This window comes from Kribbella speibonae, from assembly GCF_004331375.1.
GTDB lineage: Bacteria > Actinomycetota > Actinomycetes > Propionibacteriales > Kribbellaceae > Kribbella > Kribbella sindirgiensis.
In genome coordinates this window covers 843,326-868,640 of the sequence record NZ_SJKC01000003.1, presented here as the reverse complement: position 1 = coordinate 868,640, position 25,315 = coordinate 843,326, and the positions used below count along the sequence as shown (strand labels likewise).

At 68.9% G+C, this 25,315-nt stretch carries 28 protein-coding genes and 1 tRNA gene; 13 read left to right on the top strand and 16 right to left on the bottom strand.

Features of this window, described 5'->3' with window-relative positions:
- The first annotated feature begins 12 nt into the window (after window positions 1–12).
- Both E0H92_RS25480 and E0H92_RS25475 read left to right on the top strand, forming a co-directional pair.
- Window positions 13–630: a TetR/AcrR family transcriptional regulator gene (locus E0H92_RS25480; RefSeq protein ID WP_131497944.1), complete on the top strand. Its 618-nt coding sequence runs from the start codon at window positions 13–15 to the stop codon at window positions 628–630.
- 41 nt (window positions 631–671) lie between these two features.
- On the top strand, window positions 672–1,109 hold the full coding sequence (locus E0H92_RS25475) for a DUF6319 family protein (protein WP_131459756.1): 438 nt from the start codon (window positions 672–674) through the stop codon (window positions 1,107–1,109).
- Between the two features lie 118 nt (window positions 1,110–1,227).
- Here the strand turns inward: E0H92_RS25475 and E0H92_RS25470 are convergent, their stop codons facing one another.
- Together E0H92_RS25470 and E0H92_RS25465 are read right to left on the bottom strand one after the other, a co-directional pair.
- Window positions 1,228–2,241, bottom strand: a complete 1,014-nt coding sequence (locus E0H92_RS25470; RefSeq protein ID WP_131497943.1) for an alcohol dehydrogenase catalytic domain-containing protein — start codon at window positions 2,239–2,241, stop codon at window positions 1,228–1,230.
- A gap of 15 nt (window positions 2,242–2,256) precedes the next feature.
- Window positions 2,257–3,000, bottom strand: a complete 744-nt coding sequence (locus tag E0H92_RS25465; protein ID WP_131459758.1) for a glucose 1-dehydrogenase — start codon at window positions 2,998–3,000, stop codon at window positions 2,257–2,259.
- Window positions 3,001–3,114: 114 nt separating this feature from the next.
- Between E0H92_RS25465 and E0H92_RS25460 the strand changes: the two genes are divergently transcribed.
- The gene (locus E0H92_RS25460) at window positions 3,115–4,002 is read left to right on the top strand and encodes a LysR family transcriptional regulator (RefSeq protein ID WP_165549971.1); all 888 of its coding nucleotides are present in this window, start codon (window positions 3,115–3,117) and stop codon (window positions 4,000–4,002) included.
- 119 nt (window positions 4,003–4,121) lie between these two features.
- Here the strand turns inward: E0H92_RS25460 and E0H92_RS44275 are convergent, their stop codons facing one another.
- A complete protein-coding gene (locus E0H92_RS44275) occupies window positions 4,122–4,262 on the bottom strand; it encodes a hypothetical protein (RefSeq protein WP_165549969.1) in 141 nt (46 codons plus the stop codon).
- Between the two features lie 245 nt (window positions 4,263–4,507).
- Between E0H92_RS44275 and E0H92_RS25455 the strand changes: the two genes are divergently transcribed.
- From E0H92_RS25455 to E0H92_RS25445, 3 genes are read left to right on the top strand one after another with little or no spacing between them, the layout of a single operon-like run.
- Entirely contained in the window at window positions 4,508–5,044 is a 537-nt protein-coding gene (locus E0H92_RS25455) for a DUF6817 domain-containing protein (protein WP_131497941.1), read from the top strand.
- Window positions 5,045–5,069: 25 nt separating this feature from the next.
- The gene (locus E0H92_RS25450; RefSeq protein WP_131497940.1) at window positions 5,070–5,999 is read left to right on the top strand and encodes an alpha/beta fold hydrolase; all 930 of its coding nucleotides are present in this window, start codon (window positions 5,070–5,072) and stop codon (window positions 5,997–5,999) included.
- Window positions 6,000–6,045: 46 nt separating this feature from the next.
- A complete protein-coding gene (locus tag E0H92_RS25445; protein WP_131497939.1) occupies window positions 6,046–6,453 on the top strand; it encodes a hypothetical protein in 408 nt (135 codons plus the stop codon).
- Here E0H92_RS25445 and E0H92_RS25440 read toward each other — a convergent pair.
- From E0H92_RS25440 to E0H92_RS25430, 3 genes are read right to left on the bottom strand one after another with little or no spacing between them, the layout of a single operon-like run.
- The gene (locus tag E0H92_RS25440; protein WP_131459763.1) at window positions 6,443–7,156 is read right to left on the bottom strand and encodes a PIG-L deacetylase family protein; all 714 of its coding nucleotides are present in this window, start codon (window positions 7,154–7,156) and stop codon (window positions 6,443–6,445) included. The genes E0H92_RS25445 and E0H92_RS25440 overlap by 11 nt on opposite strands.
- A gap of 9 nt (window positions 7,157–7,165) precedes the next feature.
- Window positions 7,166–8,467, bottom strand: coding sequence for a D-arabinono-1,4-lactone oxidase (locus tag E0H92_RS25435; protein ID WP_131497938.1), 1,302 nt, complete (start codon window positions 8,465–8,467; stop codon window positions 7,166–7,168).
- Window positions 8,464–9,618, bottom strand: coding sequence for an amino acid deaminase/aldolase (locus E0H92_RS25430; protein ID WP_131497937.1), 1,155 nt, complete (start codon window positions 9,616–9,618; stop codon window positions 8,464–8,466). Before E0H92_RS25430 ends, E0H92_RS25435 begins: the two co-directional genes overlap by 4 nt.
- Before the next feature lie 128 nt (window positions 9,619–9,746).
- Between E0H92_RS25430 and E0H92_RS25425 the strand changes: the two genes are divergently transcribed.
- Window positions 9,747–10,736: an alpha/beta fold hydrolase gene (locus E0H92_RS25425; protein WP_131459766.1), complete on the top strand. Its 990-nt coding sequence runs from the start codon at window positions 9,747–9,749 to the stop codon at window positions 10,734–10,736.
- On the opposite strand, the gene E0H92_RS25420 is transcribed toward E0H92_RS25425, so the two are convergent.
- The 3 genes from E0H92_RS25420 to dapC form a co-directional block, all read right to left on the bottom strand.
- On the bottom strand, window positions 10,733–11,485 hold the full coding sequence (locus E0H92_RS25420; RefSeq protein ID WP_131497936.1) for a hypothetical protein: 753 nt from the start codon (window positions 11,483–11,485) through the stop codon (window positions 10,733–10,735). The genes E0H92_RS25425 and E0H92_RS25420 overlap by 4 nt on opposite strands.
- 23 nt (window positions 11,486–11,508) lie before the next feature.
- Entirely contained in the window at window positions 11,509–12,843 is a 1,335-nt protein-coding gene (locus E0H92_RS25415) for a M15 family metallopeptidase (protein ID WP_131497935.1), read from the bottom strand.
- Window positions 12,844–12,926: 83 nt separating this feature from the next.
- Window positions 12,927–14,027 (bottom strand): succinyldiaminopimelate transaminase, encoded by a 1,101-nt coding sequence (gene dapC / locus E0H92_RS25410; protein WP_202873871.1) that lies wholly within the window; start codon window positions 14,025–14,027, stop codon window positions 12,927–12,929.
- Between the two features lie 95 nt (window positions 14,028–14,122).
- Here dapC and E0H92_RS25405 point away from each other — a divergent pair, with 95 nt between their 5' ends.
- The gene (locus E0H92_RS25405; protein WP_131497934.1) at window positions 14,123–15,187 is read left to right on the top strand and encodes an FAD-dependent oxidoreductase; all 1,065 of its coding nucleotides are present in this window, start codon (window positions 14,123–14,125) and stop codon (window positions 15,185–15,187) included.
- On the opposite strand, the gene E0H92_RS25400 is transcribed toward E0H92_RS25405, so the two are convergent.
- The 6 genes from E0H92_RS25400 to E0H92_RS25375 all read right to left on the bottom strand — a co-directional run bounded on the left by E0H92_RS25400 (window position 15,188) and on the right by E0H92_RS25375 (window position 20,279).
- A complete protein-coding gene (locus E0H92_RS25400; protein ID WP_130381884.1) occupies window positions 15,188–15,526 on the bottom strand; it encodes a GroES family chaperonin in 339 nt (112 codons plus the stop codon).
- Complete coding sequence (locus E0H92_RS25395; RefSeq protein ID WP_131497933.1) at window positions 15,523–15,786, bottom strand: DUF3618 domain-containing protein; 264 nt, start codon at window positions 15,784–15,786, stop codon at window positions 15,523–15,525. Before E0H92_RS25395 ends, E0H92_RS25400 begins: the two co-directional genes overlap by 4 nt.
- Before the next feature lie 67 nt (window positions 15,787–15,853).
- Window positions 15,854–16,897 (bottom strand): glucose 1-dehydrogenase, encoded by a 1,044-nt coding sequence (locus E0H92_RS25390; protein WP_131497932.1) that lies wholly within the window; start codon window positions 16,895–16,897, stop codon window positions 15,854–15,856.
- A gap of 4 nt (window positions 16,898–16,901) precedes the next feature.
- A complete protein-coding gene (locus E0H92_RS25385) occupies window positions 16,902–17,744 on the bottom strand; it encodes a transglutaminase family protein (protein ID WP_131497931.1) in 843 nt (280 codons plus the stop codon).
- Window positions 17,741–18,685 carry an alpha-E domain-containing protein gene (locus tag E0H92_RS25380; RefSeq protein WP_131293546.1) on the bottom strand — a complete coding sequence of 315 codons (945 nt, stop codon included), beginning with the start codon at window positions 18,683–18,685 and terminating at the stop codon, window positions 17,741–17,743. The genes E0H92_RS25385 and E0H92_RS25380 overlap by 4 nt, the downstream gene beginning before the upstream one ends.
- A 16-nt stretch (window positions 18,686–18,701) precedes the next feature.
- Window positions 18,702–20,279, bottom strand: a complete 1,578-nt coding sequence (locus E0H92_RS25375) for a circularly permuted type 2 ATP-grasp protein (RefSeq protein ID WP_131497930.1) — start codon at window positions 20,277–20,279, stop codon at window positions 18,702–18,704.
- Window positions 20,280–20,379: 100 nt separating this feature from the next.
- Between E0H92_RS25375 and bcp the strand changes: the two genes are divergently transcribed.
- The 3 genes from bcp to E0H92_RS25360 all read left to right on the top strand — a co-directional run bounded on the left by bcp (window position 20,380) and on the right by E0H92_RS25360 (window position 22,948).
- Complete coding sequence (bcp, locus tag E0H92_RS25370) at window positions 20,380–20,847, top strand: thioredoxin-dependent thiol peroxidase (protein ID WP_131293544.1); 468 nt, start codon at window positions 20,380–20,382, stop codon at window positions 20,845–20,847.
- A 326-nt stretch (window positions 20,848–21,173) separates the two neighbouring features.
- Window positions 21,174–22,805 (top strand): substrate-binding domain-containing protein, encoded by a 1,632-nt coding sequence (locus tag E0H92_RS25365; RefSeq protein WP_238152475.1) that lies wholly within the window; start codon window positions 21,174–21,176, stop codon window positions 22,803–22,805.
- 62 nt (window positions 22,806–22,867) lie between these two features.
- Window positions 22,868–22,948: transfer RNA gene (locus E0H92_RS25360), tRNA-Leu, on the top strand.
- A gap of 37 nt (window positions 22,949–22,985) precedes the next feature.
- On the opposite strand, the gene E0H92_RS25355 is transcribed toward E0H92_RS25360, so the two are convergent.
- Window positions 22,986–24,095: a PEP/pyruvate-binding domain-containing protein gene (locus tag E0H92_RS25355; RefSeq protein WP_131459775.1), complete on the bottom strand. Its 1,110-nt coding sequence runs from the start codon at window positions 24,093–24,095 to the stop codon at window positions 22,986–22,988.
- 72 nt (window positions 24,096–24,167) lie between these two features.
- Here E0H92_RS25355 and E0H92_RS25350 point away from each other — a divergent pair, with 72 nt between their 5' ends.
- Window positions 24,168–24,551 carry a DNA-binding protein gene (locus E0H92_RS25350; RefSeq protein ID WP_131459776.1) on the top strand — a complete coding sequence of 128 codons (384 nt, stop codon included), beginning with the start codon at window positions 24,168–24,170 and terminating at the stop codon, window positions 24,549–24,551.
- Window positions 24,548–25,144: a transcriptional regulator gene (locus tag E0H92_RS25345; protein ID WP_131459777.1), complete on the top strand. Its 597-nt coding sequence runs from the start codon at window positions 24,548–24,550 to the stop codon at window positions 25,142–25,144. Before E0H92_RS25350 ends, E0H92_RS25345 begins: the two co-directional genes overlap by 4 nt.
- Window positions 25,145–25,315: the final 171 nt, after the last annotated feature.

The following is a 25,315-nucleotide window of genomic DNA, read 5'->3' as shown; positions in this document are numbered from 1 at the left end:
TACAATCGGCCCATGGATGCTGGGACGACGCGGAGCCGGAACCGGCGCGGGCAGGGCGAACTCCTGCGGCGCGAGATCATCGACGCCGCACTGCGGATGCTGAACGACCTCGGCGACGACGAGGCGCTCTCACTGCGCGCGGTCGCCCGTGAGGTCGGGATCGCGGCGACCTCGGTGTACATCCACTTCAGCGATCGCGACGCGCTCGTCTTCGCGGCGCTCGAGCAGAGCACCGCCGACCTGCTGCGCGACCTCGAACAGGCCGAGGCGAGCGGCGGCGACGATCCGGTACGCCGGCTGCGCGCGCGGGTGCTGTTCCTCGGCAAGTGGTCACGCGAGTACGCCGGTCTTTACAAGGTGCTGCACGAGAGCACGCTCAACCGGCGCATGCAGCTGGTCTTCAAGGAGGAACTGTCGATCCGGGCGATCGCTGCCGTGCAGGCCTGTATGGACGCGGGACTCGCACCGGCGGACGACGCGGCGGCCGTGGCGCTCGACCTGCGCTCGGCGGTGCACGGCGCGGTCTCGATCCGGATCAACGAGCCGGAGGCCGATCTGCCACCCCTGGAGGAGCAGGTGGATCGCTTCCTGCGCAGGCTGGTTGGCGTGTCAATCGAACATGTGTTCTAATGGTCGTCCCGCGTCAGTTCCCGAAGGAGATCGCCGCAACGATGACTGTAGACACTCTGGCAGTTGAGACGCCGTCCGACCTCGCCGACACTCCCGACCCGGTCAACCTGTCCACGGCCGAGTCCACCACCCCGGCACCGGCCGAGCCGGCCGAGTCCGCTGAAGCTGTGAAGCCGAAGAAGGCGCCGGCGAAGAAGGCTGCGAGCAAGAAGACCAAGACCATCGAGCTGACGCTGACCGTCACCGGGACGGCGGACGGTGAGTGGCGCGCCGAGCTGAAGCAGGGCACGACGTACCTGGCGCGCGACCTGGCCGTCGCCGCGGCCGCCGTGTCGCGGGCAGCCAAGGAGCTGCACGAGGACCTGTCGACCCCGATCGACGAGGTCATCGAGGAGGCCCGCTCCCAGCAGGCCGCCAAGGTCGCCGCCCTCGAGGCCGAACTGGAAGCAGCCCGCAAGGCCCTCGCCGACCTCGACTGAGCACCCGCCTGATCCCGACAACAGGCTCCCGTGGTCGGTCACCTTCCCTGATCAACCACGGGCAGAAACCAAGAACCCGTCCGCAACCGTGTGAGGTGGTTGCGGACGGGTTCTGGAATTACTCGGGCTGCGTCTTCAGGACGATGCGTAGGTTGGCTTTGGGCTGGTGTTGCCAGGCGTCCTCGGCCTGTTCGAGGGGGTAGGTCTCGATGATCGGCCGGATGTTCTTCAGGACCGCGAAGTTCAGCGTGTCCTCGGAGTCCTGGGCAACGCCGGAGTACCAGCCGGACACCGACAGCCGTCCTTCGGCGAGTTCGTGACCTGACACCTGGATCGGGTCACCGCCCTCGAGAACGATCAGCTGACCGTTCGGTCGCAGACCCTTCACCAGGTCCGACTGGAGTTCCGCGCGAGACACCGTTGCGAGGATCGCGGCCGCGCCGCCGAGCGCCTTCAGCGCCTCGCCGGCATCACCCTCGGTGCTGTCGATGTACTCGTCCGCCCCGAGCTGCCGGGCGAGCTTCTCCTTGTCCCGCCCGCGGTTGATCGCCACGGTCCGGAAGCCCATCTTGTCGGCGAACTGGATCGCCAGGTGCCCGACCCCGCCCACCCCCTGCACAGCCACCGTGTCCCCCGGCCCGGCATGCGCGTGCCGGAGCGCGTTGAACGCCGTGATCCCGCCGCACATCAACGGTGCCGCGTCCTCGAAGCTCAGCCCATCCGGGATCCGCGCCACCGCGTCCTGCGGTACCACGACGTACTCGGCGTACCCACCGTCGTACGACGTGCCGACGATCTTGCGGCTCACGCAGTTCGTGAAGTCGCCCCGCCGGCAGAACTCGCAGGTGAAGTCGACGCCGCCGGACCACCCGACGCCGACCCGCTGCCCGGCCTCCCAGACCGTGACGGCGGCGCCGACCGCGTCCACGACGCCGGCGATCTCGTGGCCGGGGATCCGCGGCAGCGTCGTACCGAAGAGCGCGTTCCGCGGGATCGCGTCACCGCCGCAGATCCCGCAGGCGTGCACCTTGACCCGGATCTGGTTCTCCGCGGGCTCCGGGACCGGTACGTCGGTGACGACGAACGGGCCGCCCGCCTGCTGGACCTGGGCCGCGCGCATGGTTCCTGTCATTGTTCTCCTCAGCTCTCAGTGCATTCCGCCGTCGGCGACGATCTGCTGCCCGGTGATCAGGCCGGCCGCGTCGCTCGCGAGGAACGCCGCGATCCCGGCGACGTCCTCGGTGGTGCCCAGCCGGCCGATCGGCACCATCGCGACCAGGCTCTGCTTGTACTCGTCGTTGGCCGGATCGGTGAAGATCCCGGCGCCGTCGATCGGGCCCGGGACGATCGTGTTCACGGTGATCCCGCGCGGCCCGAGCTCCAGCGCCAGCACGCGAGCCAGGTAGCCGGTCGCGACCTTGCTGGTGCCGTACAGGCCGACGCCCAGTTGCGGGACCGTGGTGGTGTTCGACGAGATCGTGATGATCCGGCCGTTGTCGGCGATCCGCCGGGCCGCCTCGCGCAGCACGAAGTACGGGCCCTTGGTGTTGACCCGGAACAACAGGTCGAAGTCCTCCTCGGTGACATCGGCGACCGGGACGTTGACCTTCTCCATCCCAGCGTTCGCGACCACGATGTCGACCTGGCCGAACGCGTCGAGTGTCGCGTCGTACAGCCGCTGGATGCCGTCGACCTCGGACACGTCGGCGGCGACCGAGATCGCCTGGACCCCGAGCGCCTTCGCGGCCTCGAGCACCTCGTCCGCGGCGGACTTGTCGCGCGAGTAGTTGACCACCACGTTCGCGCCCTGAGCGGCGAGCCGGAGCAGGATCGCCCGGCCGAGCCCTTTCGACGAACCGGTGACGAGCGCCGTTCTCCCCTGCAGCGTCATCCTTTTCTTTCTCCCATCAAGTGGCGTGTCTCGATCGTCCTGCGGGATCGCGCGGGGCGGAAACAGAGACTTCTTGGCGGGGGTACAACGGATCGTTGTGCCACCATGGGAGGCGTGGATCTGAGCCTGCGGCTGCTGGAGTCGCTCGAGGCCGTCGCGGCGGAGGGCAGCATGACGCGGGCCGCGCGAACCCTCAACCTGACGCAGCAGGCAGTCAGCTCGCAGATCCGGCAACTGGAGCGCGTGGTCGGTGCGCCGCTGGTCGAGCGGCGCCCGACCGGGATCGAGCTGACCGCGGCCGGGGAGGTCGTGCTCAAGCAGGGCGCGGCGCTGCTGTCGTCGGCGCAGGCGATGGTGACCGAGGCGCGGCTGGCGGCCACCGGGCGGCCCGATCCGCTGCGGATCGCGTTCAAGGCGCAGAGTACGGCGCATTTCATGCCCGCGGTCGAGGCCGCGTTACGGCAGCAGGCGCCCGAGCTCGAGCTCCGGCCGATCGCGTCGCACACGCTGCCGGACGAGATCGACGCGCTGCTCGACGGGCGAGCGGACGCGGCGTTCCTGTGGCTGCCGATCGGGGACGATCCGCGGTTCACGATCCATCCGCTGCTGCAGGAGGACCGCTGGGTCGCGTTGCCGCCCGGACATCCGCTGGAATCGCGGACGACACTGCGGATCGCGGACCTCGCCGACGTACCGGTGATCGGCCCCCGGGACGGGATGCCGCCCGCCGTGGTCGACTTCTGGTTCATCGATCCGCGCCCGGACGGCACCCGCGCCGTCTTCGGACCGCAGGCCCGGACGCCCGAGGAGTGCCTGCACCTGGTGGCCGCCGGTCACGGCTGCTGGATCGCCCCGGCCTCCACGGTCACGTACTTCGCCCACCCCCGCCTGACCTGGCTCCCCCTCCTCGACGCCGAGCCGAACGTCCTAGCCCTCATCTGGCCCAAACACAACGCCAACCCCTCCTCCACCTCCTCCTCACCCAAACCCGCCAAGCCCTAAACCCCTTGCCCCCAGCAACCACTTGACGCACAACCCTCCACCTCGGTGGGCATCCCCTCAGCTGGAGGGTTGCCCCCTGAGAATCTGAGGGGGCAACCCTCCAGCTCAGTGGGCAAGCGTCAGCGGCCGGTGACCTGGGTGGTGGGGTGGGCGGGGGGTTCCTCGGCGGTTGAGGTGAGGGCGCTGGTCACTGTGATGGTGAGGAGCGTCGTGGTGGCCAGGGCTGCGATCAAGGTCCAGCGGGCTGCGGTGTTGCTCATGTGTTCATGGTCGGGGCGCCGCCAGCCGTGCGGAACGGCTGCGCGCGGGATTCAGGGGGCGCTCCGGGGGCGGGTCCGGTGGACTCCTGAGTCCCGAACGGGGGATGAACGGGATGTGACTGAAACGGCACGCCGGAGTGGTGGGCGGGGGCGGTGGGTTGGCCTTACCGTGGGTGACCTGGGCCGGGTCGGTGGGCCTTGGTCTGGTCGAGGGGTTTGGCCGCTCCGGGGTGAGAAGGGGTCAGATGAGCACTTTCCAGGACTTGGGTTCGCTGCTGCTGGTGCGCGGCGCCGACGAGATCGATCACGCGGGCGGAAGCCTGTACGTCCACCTGCATCGCGTGGCCAAGCGCCTCAGCTCGCTCGGCGCGTCCGACGACCTGGTGCTGGCCGGCCTCGCCCACGCGGCGTACGGGACCGACGGCTTCCCAACCCACCTCTTCGACTGGCAGACCGAGCGCCCGGTCCTGGAGTCGGTGATCGGCACCGAGGCCGAGCTGATCGTCTACCGGTACGGCGCCTGCGACCGGGAGACCACCTGGCGCGACCTCGCCGAGCACCGCACCGTGACGGACCGCTTCACCGGCACATCGGAGGAGCTCGGCACCGAGGACCTGCGCGACTTCGTCGACCTGACCATCGTGAACGAGCTCGACGTCCTCGACCACGACCCCAAGCGGGCGCTCAAGCTGCGTCCGTTCCTCCAGGAGCAGATCCCGCGCTGGCAGTCCCTCGCCTCGCCCGCGGTCCTCACCGAGTCCCAGCGCATCCTCCAGCTGTAAACACGGGCCTGCGAAACTAGGAGCTGTGAAACGGTTCCTGTGGCGGGGGTTCTTGGGACTTCTCGGGCTCTGGCTGGTCGTCACCGCGGCATCGCTCGGCTACAACCTCGTCACCAACGGGACCGCTGCACCGCCACCCGGCCTCAAGTACGTGCAGGCCGGTGACGTCAACACCCGCTACGACACCTGGGGTACGTCGGGAACACCCGTCGTACTCGTGCACGGGTCCGTGGAATCCGTCGACACCTGGTCTCGGTTGGTACCGCTCCTCGCGACCAACCATCGCGTGTACGCGTACGACATCACCGGCTACGGGTACTCCGAGCGCAAGGCGCCGTACACGGTCGAGCATCTCGCGGCGCAGCTGCTCGGGTTCCTGGACGCGATGCACCTCGGCGGGCCGGGTGAGCCGCGGCCGATCCTGGTCGGGCACTCGCTCGGCGCCGGGATCGCGGCCGAGGCGACGCTGGAGGCGCCGGACCGGATCGGCGGGATCATGTTCCTCGACGGCGACGGGTTGCCGTTGCCGGGTGGGCAGGCCGGGCCGCCGCGGTGGCTGATCGTCCCGCCGTACCGGACGTCGCTGTTCCGGCTGGTGCTCGATCAGGGCTGGCTGCTGAAGAAGATCTACCGCGATGTCTGCTCCCCCGACTGCCCGGAGATGGTGGTCGACGACTGGACCCGACCGTTCCGGCAGCCTGGCGCGGAGAAGGCGGTCTGGCAGATGACCGCGCACGGCATCCCCGCGGTCGCGCCCGAGCGGCTGGCGAAGCTGAGCGCTCTGAAGCTCCCCAAAGCGGTCGTTTTCGGCACCGACGACACGAACGGCGGCAACCCGGCCGAGACCGCGACCCGCATCGGCGCCCCCGCGCCGACACTGATCCCGAACGCGAACCACCTCACCCCGATCTCCCACCCGGCGGCGGTGGCGGCCGCGATCAACGCACTTCGCTGATCGCAGATTTCTGGAATTCCGGCAACCGCCGACGGATGATCGACGTATGGCCCGTTACGAAGTGGTTGCGCGCGCGAAACCCGATCGTCGACTGCCCAACGCCGCCTACATCGACCTCGCCCTGAACTCGTGGTCCCTGGACAAGGGCCTGCGGTTCCAGCGGATCGAGGACCTGCCGGACGGATCGATCGCGGTCGTCCTGCAGCAGAAGCTGTCGCCGCGCAAGCACGACGCCGCGTGCGAGATGGCGAACCGCAGCCTCGCCCAACTGGGGATCCCGGCCAGTCAGGTGCAGCAGATCGACCTGCACCGGATGACCCGCAAGGGCGGCCGTGCACTGGTCCGCTCCTGGATCGGGCCGTACAACCCGCCAGGTCCCGGCACCGCCGGCGACCGCGAGCCGCGGCGGCCGAAGCCGGCGCCGCCGCACCTGCAGGCCTACCTCAAGGAGTGAAGACCTCGAACCGCGTGCCGTACTTCGTCCCCAGCCGAGCACCGGCCGGGCGCGACGCGCCTTCGAGGAACTCCTCCGGGTCGAAGTGCGGCCAGTTCAGGCCGTCGATGTAGGCCTTGTGCGCCTTCAGCGACTGCACTCCGATCTCGAACGTGTCGGTGGTGTCCACCCCGTGCCGGGAGTCGGGTGAGCCGGCTGCCCAGACCTGCCGTACGCCGTCCCATTTGTCGCCGGCGTCGGGGAAGATCCACCGGTTCGCGGCGTCCCGGACCGCGTCGAGCGTGGCGCGACCGGTGTTGATGTGGTCGGACTGGTTCAGGGCGACGTCGCCGTCCCAGGTGTCGCGGAAGTTGTTCGTGATGACGATCTCCGGCTGGTGCCGGCGGATCGCGGCGGTGATCACGCGGCGGAGCGCGACGCCGTACTCGATGGTGCCGTCGGGCTGGCCGAGGAACTCGACCGCGGAGACGCCGACGATCCGGGACGACTCGATCTGCTCGGCTTCGCGCAGCGGGCCGCACTCGGCCGGGTCGACGCCGTCGATCCCCGCCTCGCCGGAGGTCAGCAGGCAGTACACGATCTGCTTGCCCTGTGCGGTCCAGCGCGCGATCGCGGCCGCCGCACCGAATTCCAGGTCGTCCGGGTGCGCGACCACGGCCAGCGCCTTCTGCCAGTCCTCAACGACCGGTTCGAGATTGCTCATCCTCGCAGGCTAGTGCCCGAAGACCTGGCGCGTGTAGACGTTTTCGAACGTCCGCTGTGGATCCAGCCGGTCGCGGACTGCGAGGAAGTCGTCGAAGTGCCGGTACCGGCCGCGCAGGTCGTCCGCGGTGAGCGTGTGCAGCTTGCCCCAGTGCGGCCGCCCGTCGTAGTCGGCGACGATGTTCTCGAAGGCCCGGAAGTACGGGTCGTGCGGCAGCCGGTGGTACTGGTGGATCGCGACGTACGCCGTCGCCCGCCCGGACGCCGTGGACAGCCAGATGTCGTCCGGCGCGGCCACCCGGACCTCGATCGGGAACGGGATCCGCGACCCCGACGCGTCGATCCACTCCCGCAGCCGGCGGATCACGTCGACGACATGCTCCCGCGGTACGGCGTACTCCGACTCGCGGAAGATCACGTTGCGCTCGGAACAGAACACCTTGTACGACGCGTCGACGTACTCCCGGGCCGACAGCGCGCGCGAGGCGAGCTGATTGATCCGCGGCACCATCCCCGGCCGCCGGACCGCGAGGCGATTGGTCAGCTCGAAGACCTTGTTGGACAGCAGTTCGTCGTCGATCCAGCCGCGGACCCGGCCGACCGGCGAGGCGCCGACCCCGGGCCCGACACGGTTGTTCCGCTTGGTGAGCGCGATCTCGGTGTGCGGGAACCAGTAGAACTCGAAATGGTCGTTGCCATCGGCAAGTTCGTCGAAGCCGTCCAGGACCTCATCGAGCGGCAGCGGCATCTCCTGTGCGCGCAGCAGGAACGCCGGCACGCACTGCAGCGTCAGCGAGCTGATCACGCCGAGCGCGCCGACCGAGACCCGGGCCGCGGCGAACACGTCCGGGTTCTCTTCTGCGGAGCAATGCAGCACCGAGCCGTCCGCGGTGACCAGGTCGAGCGCGACGACCTGCGTGGCCAGGCCGCCGAGCCGCGCGCCCGTCCCGTGCGTGCCGGTCGAGATCGCGCCGGAGACCGTCTGCTTGTCGATGTCGCCGAGGTTGGCCATCGCGAGGTCGAACGCGGCCAGGCCCGCATTCAGCTTCCGCAGCCCGGTGCCCGCGCCGACCGTGACCCGGCCGGACTCCTTGTCGGCGTTGACGATCGAGGACAGGCCGTCCAGCCGGACCATCACCTGCTGCGGCACTGAGCAGCCCGTGAACGAGTGCCCGGAACCGACGGCCTTGAGCTTCTTGCCCTGCTCGGCGGCGGACTTGACCGCGGCCGCGAGCTCGTCGGCCGAGCCGGGTCGCAGCGTGTCGATCCCGGTCGCCGATTCGGTGCCGGCCCAGTTCCGCCAGGTGCTCATCCGAAGTTCTTCCCTTCGCCGCGGTAGGTGACCAGCTCAGTCACCTCATCGCCGTCGATCGCGTGCACGACGTCGAACCGCTCCAGCATCTCGCCTGCCTTCGCGTACCGCATCCACACTCTGTCGCCGATCTGTAGCCGATCGGCCGATTGTCCCTGGACCGGAGTCTGCACCTCGCCCGCGCCTTCGGTGCCCAGCAGCTTCAGTCCGGACGGTGCGGCGGGTAGTGGCAGCCGCGACTTCTTCGCCGGTCCCGAGGCGACGTACCCACCGCCGAAGAGCGTGGCGATCCGTGGTGCGGGCCGGCGTACGACGTCCAGCGCGTAGGCCATCGCGTGCTCGGGCTGGAACACGTCGTACTTGTCGAAGAGGGTCGGGCCGTAGAGACCGGAGCCGGCGGTGACCTCGGTGACGACCGGGTCGGCGCTGCTGATCTCGAGGCTGCCGGTCCCGCCGCTGTTGACGATCCGGAGCGGTGCGACCTGCTTGACCGCGTCGACCACAGCGCCGCGCCGGTCGGCGAGCTCGGCGGCCGAACGGCGCTTCACCCAACGGACGGCCGGTGACGTGTCGGGGAGGCCGGCGATCTGGGCCTCGTAGAACATCACGCCGGTCAGCTCGAACGCGTCGTCGGCGGCGACCGTACGGGCCAGCGCCGCCACGTCGGACGGGGTCCGCAGCGGCGAGCGCCGGACGCCGAGGTGCTGGCCGAAGATCCGCAGCGAGGCGTCGACGTCGAGGCAGATCTGGATCCGGGCCGTACCGGTCGCGGCGGCCTTGACGTACCCGAGGTGCTCGGGCGAGTCGATCATCAGCGTGATCCGGGACGCCGCCTCGGGGTCCTCGGACAGCTCGCGGAGCGCGGTCCGGTGGGTCGTCGGGTAGCCGAGCAGGATGTCGTCGACACCGTTGCGGGCCAGCCAGAGCGCTTCGGGGAGCGCGTAGCTCATCACGCCGTGGAACCCGGGCCGCTCGAGCGCGGCGGTGATCAGCGCGCGGCAGCGGACCGACTTCGAGGCGATCCGGATCGGCGTCCCGGCGGCGCGCCGTACCAGGTCGTCGGCGTTCCGCCGGAACGCGGCGAGGTCGATCACCGCGTACGGCGCGTCCAGCCGCGCGGTCAGGCGGGCATACCGGTCGAAGTCACCCATAACCGGAGTGTAGGACACGAAATACTGAAAGGTAATACATCTTTAGCGGTTGACCAGGGATTCTCACGGGCGCGACCCGGGGTGGTCGCGGGCGAGGCTGAACGCGTACCTACTCAGAAAGGTCTCTCATGAACGTCAGCCGCCGCACCCTCCTCAAGACCACCGGTGCCGCCGCCCTGGCCACTCCGTTCCTCACCGGCGCCGCATCCGCCTCGCCCGACCTCCCGTTCGGGCCGGTGCGGCAGATCGAGGCAGGCGTTCTCAACGTCGGGTACGTCGAGCTCGGGCCGGCACACGGCACCCCGGTACTACTACTGCACGGCTTCCCGTACGACATCCACAGCTTCGAGCAGGTCGCCCCACTACTCGCCCGCCGCGGCTACCGCGTCGTAGTGCCCTACTTCCGCGGCCACGGCAGTACGACGTTCCGCTCGGCCGCCACGCCTCGCAACGTCGACCAGGCCGCATTCGCGCTCGACACGCTCGCTCTGATGGACGCACTCGGGATCCAGCGCGCCGTACTGGCCGGCTACGACTGGGGCTCGCGCACCGCGGACATCATCGCCGCGCTCTGGCCGGAGCGGGTGAAGGCACTCGTCTCGGTCACGGGGTACCTGATCACCAACCTGGAGTTCAACAAGAAGCCACTGCCGCCCGCGGCCGAGAACGCTTGGTGGTACCAGTACTACTTCGCCACCGAGCGCGGCGCGGAGGGCCTGCACCAGTACAAGCGGGAGATCGGCGAGTTCATCTGGAAGTTCAACTCGCCGACCTGGAACTACAGCACCGCGACGTACGCCCGGACCGCGGCCGCCTTCGACAACCCGGACTACGAAGCCATCGTGATCGGCAACTACCGGTGGCGACAGAGCCTGATCCCGGCCGAGCCGGAGTACGCCGAGCTGGAGAGCAAGCTGCAGCAGACACCGAAGATCGCCGTACCGACGATCACCATCGACGGCCGTGACGACCCGTTCACACCGGCCGGGAACGGGTCGTCGTACCGGGATCACTTCACCGGTGCGTACGAGCACCGCGTCTTCGCTGTTGGGCACAACGTTCCCCAAGAAGCACCACGCGACTTCGCGCGGGCGGTGGTGGATGCGGATCGTCTCTAACCCATGCCTGCTTCCAGCGCTGGGACGACGGTGCGAGCCCAGTCGGCCTGCTGCTCCGGCTTGCTGGACGTCGTGGCCAGGAGCGCGACCGTCGCGCCCTTCACCACGGACACGTCCACGTAGGACTCTGCTCCGGCATACGTACGTACTGCGGTGGCGGCTGCTGTCTCGGCCCAGAGTTGTTTGACGCTGAGGTCGCCGCCTGAGCCACACGCCTTCATGCGGGCTTGGTAGCCGGCGTAGTACGCCGCTGCCCGGTCGGAGTTGCTGAAGCGGAGCAGGAGTGCGGTGGCGGGCAGGGCCTCGGCCGTGCGGTAGCTGCCGGTCAGGGCGTACGCCGGTACTGGCAGCGAGCCGTTGACTGGCTGGCCGGCGCAGCCGGAGGGCAGTGCTTCGTACGAGGCCTGGTGTGGGTCGCGGCGGCGGGTCCAGGTGTTGTTGCCGATGAAACCGGCCTCTGCACCACCTGGGTCCGCGTAGGTCTTCCAGCCTGGGCCGAGCTTGTCGGGTGCCGGGAGGTTGCCTGCGGTGAGCGGACCGGCGTTGGCCGGAGGTGGTGCGGTCGCCTGCTCGGGCAGGACGGGTGGGACGGCGGCGTCCGTCGGGTTGCTGGTGGGCAGCGTTGTCGGCGGGACTGGCACGGTGCCGCTGACCGTGGTGGGGATGATCGGGCTATGGCTGGGTGCCGGGCTCGACGCGGGTTGCTCCGCGGCCGAGTTGGAGCTGCAGCCGACTAGGACGACTGACAACGCGCTGGCGACTGCTAGGGCTTTCACTTCGGCTGGAAGTGCTGGTAGTCGGGTTTGGCCCAGCCGGCGCCCCAGAAGTACCCCTGACCGACCAAGGCCTTCGTGGGCGTGCTGCTGGAGAACAGCATGCCCGGACGCACCACCGACCGGTTGCGGTACGCCAGCCCGTTCGACGGGTACCAGACCCCGTTGGCGGCCAGGTACGGGTTCTCGACGGTGTTGATGTCGATCGCCCAGCCGTACGAGTGCGGCGACAACGAGTACGGGTCACCGGTGACGCGGCGGCAGTTGAACGCGGACGTGTTGTCGGCCGCCATCGACTTGATGTCACTGCCGCCGAACACGTCCACCCGGCGCATCTGCCGGATCGGGAACTTCGACGCGAACGTCGAGGTCCACACGGTGATCATCTTCGCCACCGCGGCGTCCCGCAGGATCAGCTCGCCGCGGTGCACACGGCCGTCGAAACCCCAGTAGTTCAGCTGCAGCAGCCGCAGCGACGACGGCTTCACGGGGCATCCGGCGCGGTACGTGTTCGGCACCATCGCGGCGGAGACGGCGTACACCTTGGGGTTCAGTGCCGCCTTGATGACGATGGTCGCGAGGCCGGAGTACTCCATCGCGGGCTGGGTCACGTAGCGCGTGACCACGCGGACGGTCCGGGTCTTCGGCAGGTCGTCGGGGACCCGCAACCGGAAGTTGCCTGCCGCATCCATCGTGCCGATGTTCAGCAGTCGCCACACGCCGCTGCCGAGGTACTCCTGCAGCGCGAGCTCCTTGCCCGGCTCGGCCGGGACCATCCGCCCGGTGACCGAGACGCCGGTCAGGGTCGCGTACCAGGACGCGGGGGTGTTGATCAGGATCTTCCGGTCCTGGATCGGCACGCTCCGGTAGTCCGAGATCGCGAGCGCCGTCTCCGCCTTGACCCCGATCATCGTGCGGAACGCCCAGGTCCCCGTCGCCGCCGACACGTAGCTGAACCTGTAGACACCGCCGGTCGTGGTGCGGGTCGAGGCGCGCAGCACCCACGCACCGGGGACGCGCTGCCACAGCGTGATGTACGAGCCCGTGATCGGCTGGCTGATCTTGCCGGTGAAGACGGTCGGCTTGTCCTCCCAGGACGCAGCCGGCTGATCCAGCGTGATCGACCAGGCGGCCGCCGCCGCTTTCGGTGTGGGCGTGGGAGTCGGCGTAGGAGTTGGCGTTGTCGTTGGAGTCGGGGTTGGCGTTGGAGTTGGCGTCTCCGAAGGAGTCACCGATGGCGTGACACTCGGCGAAGGACTCTCGTCCGCATGGGCCACACCGACGGACCCGAAACTGAGCAGAACTGCGACCGCTACCCCCACGAAGCGCCTCATCCGCCTCACCCTCCCCTGGACAACACCTACCCATATAAGAGGCAGTCACACAGGAAGACGTCACACGTGGGCGGGAAGTTCTTTCACTCCTGCAGTCTCTTCACAGCGGCGTCGACGCGCTCGTCGGTCCCGGTGAGCGCGATCCGCACGTGCCGGTCACCCGCGGTTCCGTAGAACGCACCGGGTGCAACCAAGATCCCCCGGTCGGCCAGTGCGCCGACGGATCCGTAAGCGTCGTACGACGGGTGCGACGCCCACAGGTACAGCCCGCCGTTGGACAGCGTGATCACCCAGCCCGCATCGGTCAGCGCGTCGCGCAGTACCGCACGGCGCCGCAGGTAGCGAGCACGCTGCTCCTCTACATGAGCGTCGTCGGCGAACGCGGCAGCCATCGCGGCCTGGATCGGCGACGGCACCATCAGCCCGGCGTGCTTGCGTACGGCGAGCAGCTCGGCCACGACGGTCGGGTCACCTGCGACGAAGCCACCGCGGTACCCGGCCAGGTTGGAACGCTTGGACAGCGAGTGCACCGCCAGCAGGTTGTCGAAGCTGCCACCGGACACGTCCGGGTGCAGCACAGACACCGGCTTCTCGTCCCAGCCGAACTCGGTGTAGCACTCGTCGCTGACCAGCAGTACGTCGTTGGCTCGCGCCCACTCGACCGCACGCCGCAGGTCGGCCGGCGGGGTGATCTCACCGGACGGGTTGCGCGGAGAGTTCAGGTACGCGACCCGGACCGGCCCGTCGTGGGTCGTCGGGTCCGCCACGGGCACGCTGCGCGCACGGGCCAGCGCAGCGCCCGCCTCGTACGTCGGGTACGCCAGGTCCGGGATGAGCACCGTGTCACCGGCCCCGATGCCGAGCAGCGTCGGCAGCATCATGATCAGCTCCTTGGTGCCGATCACGGGCAGTACGGCGCTCTGCGGGTCGACGCCGGTCACGCCGAGCCGCCGCGCCATCCAGTCCACAGCCGCCTGCCGCGCGGCCGACGTACCGAGCGTGGTCGGGTACGCCGGAGCATCCGCCGCGTCGGCCAGAGCCTGCTTCACCAGCGCGGGCACCGGGTCGACCGGACTGCCCACCGACAGGTCCACGATCCCGTCGGGATGCGCCGTTGCCTTCTGCTTGTAGGGGGCGAGCTTGTCCCACGGGAAGTCTGGCAACCGGCTGGAGGTCTCGAAGATCACCCGCCCATTCTCCCCTACCCGCTCGGCAGCTGAGATTGGCTGTCCACATCACTACGATCAGCGTTGACAGGGGGCGGACAGGGGGTGACCGGATGACGTACGACGTGGCAGTGGTGGGGGCCGGTGCGATGGGGTCGGCTGCCGCGCAGGCACTGGCCGCCGCCGGGCGAGAGGTCGTCGTACTGGAGCAGTTCACGCTCGGGCACGAGCGGGGCGGGTCGCACGGCGCGACGCGGCTGTTCCGGCCGGCCGCGGACGACGCCGGGCTGGCTGAGCTGACCGAGCGGGCCCGGCCGTTGTGGCGGGAGCTGGAGGCGGAGTCGGGCGAGACGCTGCTCGAGGAGACCGGTGGGATCGACCACGGGATGAGCGACGCGTCGGTCGAGGTCTTCCGGTCGTTGCACGGGGCAACCGGGTCGGTGCTCCCGGCTGAGGAGGCCGCGGAGCGGTGGCCAGGGTTCCGGTTCGAGACCCCTGTGCTGTACCAGCCGGGGTCAGGTCGCCTGTACGCCGATCGGACCGTTCACGCGCTACAGGTCGTGGCTGGTCGTTTGGGCGCCGAGTTCCGCGTGCAGTCACCTGTACGGGCGCTGCGTACCCATGACGGTTTCGTCGAGCTCGACGTACCGGGTGGCGCGGTGCGGGCGCGGCACGTCGTACTGGCGTCTGGGCCATGGACACCACGCCTGGTTGACGGGCTGGTGTCGTTACCGCCGTTCAGAGTGACGCAGGAGCAGCCACGGTTCTTCGCGCCGCGGTCGGACGAGCTGGAGTGGCCCAGCTTCGTGCATCACGGCCCTACCAGCTACGGGCTCTACGAGCCAGGCTCCGGGGTCAAGGTCGGCCTGCACGGGACCGGGCCGGAGGTCGACCCGGACACCCGCGACTTCCAGCCGGAGCCGGAGCAGGACGCGGCCCTGCTGCGGTACGTCGAGCAGTGGTACCCAGGGCTGGACCCCAGCAGGTCCACCGCGATCAGCTGTCTCTACGACAACACGCCGACATCCGACTTCGTCATCGACCGCGCCGGACCGGTCACGGTCGCGGCCGGGTTCTCCGGGCAGGGCTTCAAGTTCGTACCGCTGGTCGGCGAGCTCGTCCGTGACCTGGTCACCGGCAGCGGTACGAGTCCAGAGCGCTTCAGATTTCAGAGGTAATCAGAGGTAGAGGCCGGTCTGGCCGTCCTCCAGGCGGCCCGCGGCCACCGCGTGCAGGTCGCGCTCGCGCAGCAGGATGTAGTCGTCGCCGCGCACCTCCACCTCGGCCCGGTCCTCCGGGTCGAACAGCACCCGGTCGTCGACCTCGACCGTGCGCACGTTCGCGCCGATCGCGACCACCTTCGCCCAGGACAGGCGGCGGCCCATCTGCGCGGTGGCGGGAATCAGGATGCCCGCCGACGACTTCCGCTCACCCTCCTGCTCGAGGGAGACCAGGACGCGGTCGTGCAGCATCCGGATCGGGAGCTTGTCGTCGGACAGCCGCTTGCGTGACGTCACCGGCGACCCACCAGGCGGCGGATCACCAGCAGGACGCCGACCACACCGACGACGGTACCGGCGACCGCGACGATCTTCTGGGTCCGCAGCTGACCCTGCTCGTCGAAGACCTGGGACTTGGCCTGCTCGACCTGCCGCAGGGCGACGTTCTTCGGGTTCGCCCGGTCGACCAGCTCGTCCACGGTCGAGGCCAGGCGCGCCCGGGTGGCGGCGATGTCCGCCTCGATCTGCTCGGCGGTCCGAGCCTTCGTGTCCGACACGTGTCGGCGCTCCTTCCATCGGCGGGGCTGCCCCGGTCTGCCCTTCTTCAGTCACCATCCTCGCAGGTCATCCCCGCAAGTCCACGACCACCTTGATGTCTTCCGGTTCCCGCACCAATGCGTCCGGCCACTCCGACAGCGGCACGGTCCGGGTGATCAGCTGCTGCAGCCAGGTCCGGTCCGCGGCCAGCAGCACGTCCACGGCGTCCGCGTAGTGCCGCTTCCCGGCGTTCACCGTCCCGACCAGGGCGGCGTTGCGGACCACCAGCTGCCGGACCAGTGCGTCGAGCTGCACGTCGACAGTCGCTGGGCCGGGGCGGATCCCGGCCAGACACATGACACCAGCAGGCGGCAGCAGCGAGGCACAGTCGAACACCAGCTGCCCAAAGCCCGTTGCCTCGATCACGACATCCGGTACGACGTCCAGCTGTCCCAGATCGGTGAGATAGGTCCCGCCAAGCGCCCGTACCAGCTCCGGCTTCGGCCCGTCCTCAACCCGGTCCAGCACGTGTACGTCGTACCCGCGCTGCCGGGCGATCAGTGCGGCCAGCAACCCGATCGGTCCGGCGCCCGTCACCAGCACGTGCTGCGGGGAGAACCACGACCGCGCTCCGACCTGGTCCACCTGCTCCCACGCCTTGGTGAGGATGCTGGCCGGCTCCACGAGCACACCCAGCTCCCCCAGCTCAGCAGGCACTGGTACGGCGAAGTACGGGTCGACCCGCCAGCGCTCAGCGCCGTACCCGTCCATCTCCTTGATGCCGCGCTCGGTGTACTGCCCGTTGCGGCAGAAGTCCCACTCACCACGCGCACAGGCTGGACAGGGCACCGGGTCGGGTCGGCGTACCACTCCGGCGACCAGGTCTCCGGTGGTGAACCCGGAGCCGGGAGGAGCCTCCAGAACGCGTCCGAGCGACTCGTGTCCGATGACGAGGTGGTCGGCGCCAGGGCGGCCGCTGCCGAACGCTCCGGAGACCAGCTCCAGATCCGTCCCGCAGATGCCCGTCAACAGGCCCTCCACCAGGATCGAACCGTCGACGACGGGAGGTTCTGGGACGTCGCCCACTGCCGCCGAGTCGGACTTGCCCGGCGTGACTGTCATGGCCCGCATCGGGTCAGGCTAACCGGGTCATGTCGACGGTCACCTCGATGGCCGTCGCCGCGTCACCGGAGTAGATGCCCTTCAGAGGAGACACGTCCGCGTAGTCCCGGCCGGTCGCCACCCACACGTGCCGGTGCCCGATCGAGATGTCGTTGGTCGGGTCGAAGCCCCACCACTCGCCGGTCCACGCCTCCACCCACGCATGACTCTCCCCGACGACCTTCTCGCCCACTGCCGCGTCCGGCTTGGTGTGCAGGTAACCCGACACGTAGCGGCTCGGGACACCGACCGCGCGCAACATGGCCAGGGTCAGGTGCGCGTAGTCCTGGCACACGCCCTCACCGGCTTGCCAGGCGTCGACAGCCGACGAGTGCACACCAGTGGTGCCGCGCTGGTACTTCAGCGTGCCGTGGACCCACTTGGACACCGCCAGTACGGTCTCCTCCGGCGAGCGGCCCTTGCGCAACGAGCGGGCGACCGCGGACAGCTCCCGGTGCTTCGGCACGTAGGCGGTCCACTCGAGGAACTCGGCGTACGCGTCCAGAACCTCAGGTGCCTTGAGCTGTACCCAGGTGACCTCAGCGGACGGCTGCTTCTGGTCGCTCGTCTCGACGACAGAGGCAGCGATCACCTTCAGTTCGGTGTGTGGGGTGTGGAGGTCGAAGGAGTTGACCTCGGTGCCCCAGTAGTCCGTGTACTTGTAGGCACGCGCCACGGGGACCGTCTCCAGCCGCGCCACCATGAGGTTCTGCCGGTCGTCATGACGTGGCGTCAGCCTGGCCTCGTTGTAGGACTGCGTGACAGCCGTCGCATACCTGTAGCCCGTCGTGTGCACGACGCGGAGACGCCAGTTCACAGGTTCACCTCCGTGTTGTTCCACTCGATCCACGGCACCGCATGGAAGTACTGCCGGGACACCGCCTCGCCGACGTCGCGGACCGTGCCCTGCAGCGCCTGCAGTCTGCCGGTCAGGTTGTCCAGCAGTTCCGCCGGCTGCAGGAACTCCAGATCGCTGCGCGCCTTCCCCAGCAGCCGGGACGCTTCCGCCCCCGTACCGATCCGCGCCGACGGCCCACGGTCGAGGTCTTCCAGGCAGGACTCCGCCTGCTGCAGCGCGTGGAACACGGACCGCGGGAACAACCGGTCCAGCAATAAGAACTGCACCACCCGGGACGCGTCGAGTGCACCGCGGTACGTCCGCAGGTACGTGTCGTGCGCGCCCGCGGAACGCAGTACCGTCACCCAGCCGGGCGACGTGGGCCGGTCGCCCACCCGGGACATCAGCAGCCGGACCAGCATGTCCACCCGCTCCACCGACCGCCCGAGGACCAGGAACCGCCAGCCGTCGTCGCGGCTCATCGTGGAGTCGGCCAGCCCGGCGAACATCGCGGCCCGGTCCTCCACGAACGTGAAGAACTCGTGCGGCCCTACCCGGCGCGCAGCACGCTGCCGCTCGGGTACGGCGTTCCACATCGCGTTGATGCACTGCCACAGCTCACTCGACACCACCTCCCGCGCGACCCGGGTGTTCTCCCGCGCGCTGGCGATCGAGGACACGATCGACCCGGTCTCCGGGGACATCGCGACCAGCTCGGTCAGGCCCCACACGTCCAGCTCGCTGCCGTCGGGTGGAGTGATGCCGAGGACCGAGAGCAGCCGCCGGCTGGCCGTGTCGGCGTCGACGGTGGCGTCCTCGAGCAGTTGGTGCACCGAGACGTCGAGGATCCGCGCGGTGTCGTCCGCGCGTTCGACGTACCGGCCGATCCAGTACAGCGACTCGGCGTTGCGTGCGAGCATCGTCAGCACCTCCCCATCACTGTTGCTGCTGCTGTTGGGCGACGTTCAGCTCAGGTCCTTGCTCCGGCGTACTCTCCGACTTCAGAGCGGGCGTCCCCAGACCGGGTCCACGCAGCTCGGCGTCTTCACCGGACGCTCTGGGCGCCAGCACCCACGTGTCCTTCGACCCGCCGCCCTGTGACGAGTTGACGATCAGACTGCCCTCGGGAATCGCCACTCTGGTCAGTCCACCTGGCAGAACGAACACGTCCTCGCCGTCGTTGACCGCGAACGGTCTTAGGTCGACATGTCTTGGCTGCAGCCGTTCACCCACCTTCGTCGGCACAGTGGACAGCTGTACGACGGGTTGCGCGATCCAGCCGCGTGGGTTGGCCCTGATACGCCGGCGCTGCGCCTGGAGCTCCTTGGGTGACGCATCGGGTCCGAATACGATGCCGTACCCGCCAGAGCCCTCGACTGGCTTCGTGACCAGCTCGTCCAGGCGGTCCAGCACCTCCGCCTGCTCCGCGGGCAGCCAGCACCGGTACGTGTCGACGTTCGGCAGCAGCGGCGTCTCACCGAGGTAGTACTTGAGGATCTCCGGCAGGTACGTGTAGATCAGCTTGTCGTCGCCGACACCGTTGCCGATGGCATTGGCGATCACCACGTTCCCAGCGCGCGCCGCGTTCACCAGACCGGCCACACCGAGCACGGAGTCCGGAACGAACTGCACCGGGTCCAGGAACTCGTCATCGATCCGCCGGTAGATCACGTCGACCCGCTGCTCGCCTTCGGTCGTCCGCAGGTAGATGACGTTGTTGCGGGCCAGCAGGTCCCGTCCCTCGACCAGCTCCACCCCCATCTGACGCGCCAGCAGCGAGTGCTCGAAGTACGCCGAGTTGTAGACACCTGGCGTCAGTACAACGACGTTCGGATCAGCCACGCCGGGAGCCGCGGCCCGCAGCGAGCGGAGCAGGTGTACGGCGTAGTCACCGACCGCACGGACCCGGTGCTTCGCGAACAGGTCCGGGAACACCCGCGCCATCGTCCTGCGGTTCTCCATCACGTACGAAACCCCGGATGGGCTCCGCAGGTTGTCCTCGAGCACCCGGAAGTCGCCCTGCTCGTCACGCACCACGTCGATCCCGGCCACGTGGATACGGACACCGTTCGGCGGTGCGATACCGGCTGCCTGCCGGTGGAAGTGCTCACAGGAGGTGATCAGCCGGCGCGGCAGTACGCCGTCCGCAACGATCTGCTGCTCGCCGTAGATGTCGGCCAGGAACGCCTCCAGCGCCCGCACCCGCTGTACGACGCCACGCTCCAGCCGCGACCACTCCGACGCCGTGATCACCCGCGGCACCAGGTCCAGCGGGAACGGCCGTTCCTCCCCCGACAGGCTGAACGTGATCCCCTGGTCGACCAGCGCCCGGTCGAGCGCCTCCGACCGAGTGGTCAGATCAGCCGGCCGCAACGGCTGCAGCGAGTCGTGCAGCCGCTTGTACGCCGTACGCACACCGTCGACCGGATCGAACATCTCGTCGTACGCCCCGGCATGCGGGCGACGCGGGTCCAGATAGCCGTCGAACAACTGGCGGGAGGATTGGCGGCTCATTTGCAGATCTTCACCCACGCAGCCCGCACTCGCACCCCGAAAGGGCCGAGTTCTTCCGCACGTAACATTGCGCCCAGTAGACCTACCCGTGGAGGACCTGATGTCCGATCGTCTGTCCGTTGGCGACACCGCCCCCGACTTCACGCTGCCCGATGCCGACGGCAACGAGGTCGCCCTGGCGGACCTGCGCGGCAAGAACGTGATCGTCTACTTCTACCCGGCCGCGATGACCCCGGGCTGCACCAAGCAGGCCTGCGACTTCCGCGACTCGCTCGACTCGCTGCAGGCCGCCGGGTACGCCGTACTCGGGATCTCCCCCGACAAGCCGGCCAAGCTGGCGAAGTTCCGGGAGCGCGACGGCGTGACGTTCCCGCTGCTCAGCGACCCGGACAAAGAGGTGCTGCAGGCGTACGGCGCGTTCGGCGAGAAGACCATGTACGGGAAGAAGGTGACCGGCGTGATCCGCTCCACCTTCGTCGTCGACCCGGACGGGAAGGTCGCGGTCGCCCAGTACAACGTGAAGGCGACCGGCCACGTCGCGAAGCTGCGCCGCGACCTGGGATTGTGAAAAGGCACCCCCGCTGCCGGCGTTACCGGAGGGAAACCTTCGACCGTTTCATGACCTCGGTCCATGGAACGGTCGTTTGAAGCAAACTGCCGCTGTGATTTGGGTCACACCAACATCTCAGCGGACCGCAGCGGAGTCGGCACTCTGGGTGAGTTTTTAAGCGTTCCTGTGAAAGAGCCGTACTCCGGGGACGGTTCCGGTTCAGCGACGGGTGTGTCACGACCTTTGGCGGACTTCGCCGGGACGTGCGGAAACCGGGTAATCTGCGCGCGCAGTCTGCCTCTGGGAGGGAGGGACCTGCCGCGATGGGAAAACATTCCTCTGCGGTGACGCGAAGTAACACCAACCGTCGCTCGGTGTACATCACCGCGGTCGGACTACTGGTGCTGTCGTTGGGCGCCGTCTTCGTAGTCCGGTCCTTCGGGTCCGAGGCAGGCGCCGACGGGTTCCTCGGCGGCGGCAAGGCCTGCGCCGACCCGACACAGATCCAGCTGTCCACGACGCCCGAGATGCAGGCCCCGCTCGAAGCCGCGGCCAAGTCGCTGGCGGCCAAGGGCGGCAAGGACGGCAACCCGTGCGTGCAGGTCACCATCACCGCGGCGCCGTCGGCACAGATCGCGCGGGACGTCGCGCGCGGCAGCGACAACCGGCCGGACCTCTGGGTTCCGGACTCCTCGCTGTGGGTCGCCCAGGCCGACGACGGCCAGAGCGTCCCGAGCATCGCGGTCGCCTCCATCGCGACGACGCCGATGGTCATCGTCAGCCGGCGCGAGAACTTCGCCGACACCTCGTCCTGGCTCCGCATCATGGCCGCCAACGAGCCCGCCCTGCTCGACCCGCTGAGCACCTCGCCCGGCGCGCTCACGTTGCTGGCGGTGCAGAGCGAGCGGCAGAAGACCTCGGCGTCCGACGGCCAGGTGTCGCAATTGGTCGTCCCGCTGGCCCAGAAGCTCGGGTCCATGGCCAGGCCGTACACGGACGTCAGCGCGCTGTTCGGCCGCGCAGACCAGGACGGCAGCAAGATCGTCGTACCGGCGACCGAGCAGAGCTTCGTGAAGTACCAGGAGGCGCACCCCGAGGCCCAGCTCCGGGCGATCCAGCCGGACACCGGCACGCTGTCCCTGGACTACCCGATCGTGGTCACTGCCAAGTCCGACACCGACGCGGCGAACGACGCCGCCCAGGCGCTGGCCACCGAACTGCTGACCGACAGTGCCACGCAGGCCCGTGACCAGGCCGGCTTCCGGGACACCACGATGAGCCCGCTCGCCGGCGGTCGCGGCGTCGGCGACGTGAACCAGCTGCCCAAGCCGACCAGTGAGGCGATCGAGACCACCCTGCAGAACTGGACCCGGCTGTCGCTGTCCACGCACTCGCTGGCGGTCATCGACATCTCCGGCTCGATGGCGGAGAAGGTCGGCACCAAGACCCGGATGCAGCTCACGATCGAGGCGGCCGCGGGCGGCCTCAGCCTGTTCCCGGACAGCGCGGAACTCGGCCTGTGGACGTTCTCGACGACGATCGGCCAGGACAAGGCCGACTACAAGCCGCTGGTGCCGATCGCGCCGCTGTCCAAGCGGCAGCGCGGCAAGATCGTCGACCAGTTGAAGATCCAGCACCCGATCCCGAACGGCGGCACCGGCCTGTACGACACCGCGATCGCCGCGGTCCGGCAGGTCCGGCAGGAGTACAAGTCGAACGCGGTCAACACGGTCCTGCTGTTCACCGACGGCAAGAACGACGACCCCGGGAGCCCGACCCTCGCCCAGGCCGTCCAGGCGCTCAAGGCCCAGCAGGACCCGTCCCGCCCGGTCCGCATCATCGCCCTGGGCATGGGCCCCGAAGCGAACGCCGACGAGCTCAGCGCCCTCGCCGGAGCCACCGGCGGCGCGGCGTACGTAGCCCGCAACCCCGGCGACCTGAAGAACGTCTTCATCGACGCCCTCCAGAGCCGCTGACCCCACCGAAGGCCGACGCCTCCCCTAGGATGTCTACCCAGGGGAGGCACCAGCCCTCCTCAGCCAGAGTGGTGGAACGGCAGACACACCGGCTTTAGGTGCCGGCGCCTTCGGGTGTGCGGGTTCAACTCCCGTCTCTGGCACAAACTGTTGAACCTCCAGGCTGCAGGCCGTCGCGCGTTAGATGCGGACGGTGCCTGTGGTGCCGTTGAGGGTGGTTGGGGTGTGGGTGGGGATTTGGGTTGTGGCTTGGGGGATGGAGAGGACGGCGGGGATGCCTCGCTCTCGGGCGACTATGGCGGCGTGGGAGAGGATGCCGCCTTGTTCTGTGATTACGCCGGCTGCGATGGACAGGAGTGGGGTCCAGGCTGGGTCGGTGTGGGGGCAGATGAGGATGTCGCCGGGGCGGACCTGGGGGAAGTCGGCTGGGCCTCGGACGACTCTGGCGGGGCCGGTTGCGGTGCCGTGGCTACCGGGGATGCCAACCAACAGATGCTGGTCGTCGGTGGCGGGCGCGGGGGCCGGGGGTTGGGTTGTGATGGGGCGGGACTGTAGGAGCCAGGGAGTGTTGGCGGTTAGGGACCATTCGATGTCTTGGGGATGGCCTAGGAGCTTGGTGACTGCATGGGCTAGCGCTGCTAGTTCTAGGGCGGTTGCGTCGCAGAGGGTCGGCGTACGGCGTTGGGCGATGGGGACCTGCTGGACGGTTAGGGCCGAGCCCACCCGGTTCAAGGACGTGAGTTTGTCGGCGATTGTGCGGGTGACTTTGCCGTCGGCGGTGACCTGGTAGCGGTCGGGGGTTACGCGGCCTTCGACGACGCTGGGACCTAGGCCCCAGGAGGCTTCGATCAGTGAGTCGCCGTTGGGATTGGTGAACATCACGCCCGAGACGTCGGCGTCCAGGTGGCGCTGGATGATCACGGCCATCGGAGGGGCCTCGGAGCCGTTGCGGTACGCCGTTGCGCGCAGGGACCACACGGATGCCCAGCAGGCGTGTACGGCGTCGACTACAGCAGCGATCCCTTGTACGCCGAGGAAGCTGTCGTGCTGCCCCGCTGCCGAGGCGAGCGCGGTGTCTTCGTTCGCGGCCGACGACCGGACCGCGACCGGAGGATCCCCCACACTCGCAAGCCACCGCGAGATCACGTCGACAGGTAGCTCAGCACCAGCGGTATCGAACGGGATGACGATGCCTTCGGGGACTGGGTGGCCGGACCGGAGGAGGGTGGCGAGGGTGGCTGCTTTGGGGCCGCAGCGGTCGGGGGTGGCGTCGGCCAGCGGCACCAGCATGCGAGGCTCCCATCAACGAAACGTTGACAACGGAATGTTGACAACGTTCTGTTGATGATCCACTGTAGGCGGATGCGACGCAAGCAGGACGCGGCAGCGACCGCCGACCAGGAACAGGCCGAACGTCAGCGCGAAGCCCGGGAGCAGCTGCTCGGCCTGGGCGCGAAGGACCTACCGGCCCGACCATGGCGACCAGCCCCGATCCCCTTGTCTGCGGTGGATCTCACGCAGTTCGCGGCCTGGCGGGCCGCTGACCTGAGCGACGACGATCTGCTAGCAGCGCTAGCTTTACTGCCGGCCGCGCGGGCGGAGGTCGACGAGGTCGAGGCCGGTTTGCTGTTCATGGCCAGAAGCGCAGGGCTGACCTGGGCGGAGATGGCGGACGCGATGGGGTTCAGCTCGCCGCAGGCCTGTCAGCAGCGGTTCAACCGGCTGACCGCGCGGCAGGATTCATGATGCACCTCGTGCTGCACGCGGTCCGGCTGCTGGGATTCGCGGACACGCAGGCCGTCGCTCAGCGTTTCGAGCTCCCCGAACCAACCACCGTTCTCAAGGATGCCGAGGCGCGCGGGTGGGCGACGTACAGCAGCTTCGCGGGTACTTCGGGCTGGTCGCTCACCGAAGCGGGCCGCGCGGAGAACGAGCGCCTGCTCAAGGCCGAGCTGACCGACCCCGAACCCATCCGCCGGGTGTACGACGAGTTCCTGCCGCTGAACGGCATGCTCCAGCAGGCCTGCACCGACTGGCAACTGCGGCCGAAGAACGGAGATCCGTTGGCGGCAAATGACCACACTGACGCCGCCTGGGATGCCGGGGTTCTGCATGAGCTCAAGGTCCTCGACGGAGCGCTCGGGAGCATGACAAGGCGGTTGACGGAGGTGCTGCTGCGGTTCAGCGGCTACGACGTGCGGTTCTCACAGGCGTTGGCGCGGGCGAACGCGGGTGACATCACCTGGGTCGACCGCAGCGACGTCGACTCCTGCCACCGCGTCTGGTTCGAACTCCACGAGGACCTGCTCGCCACCCTCAACCTCCACCGCGGCGACTAACCCTTGTGCGCGGCGTGATTGGGGAGAGCCGGAAATCCGGCTCTTATGACGGATGAGTGGGCCGCCGATCGGTCGTGTCGTCCCGCGGGCCGTGGCTCGCGCCGGCCTCTGAGAGGGTGCCGATCCCGCCGCCTCCTCCACGCGACGTCCGAGTGGGCGCCGCCGCTCCCG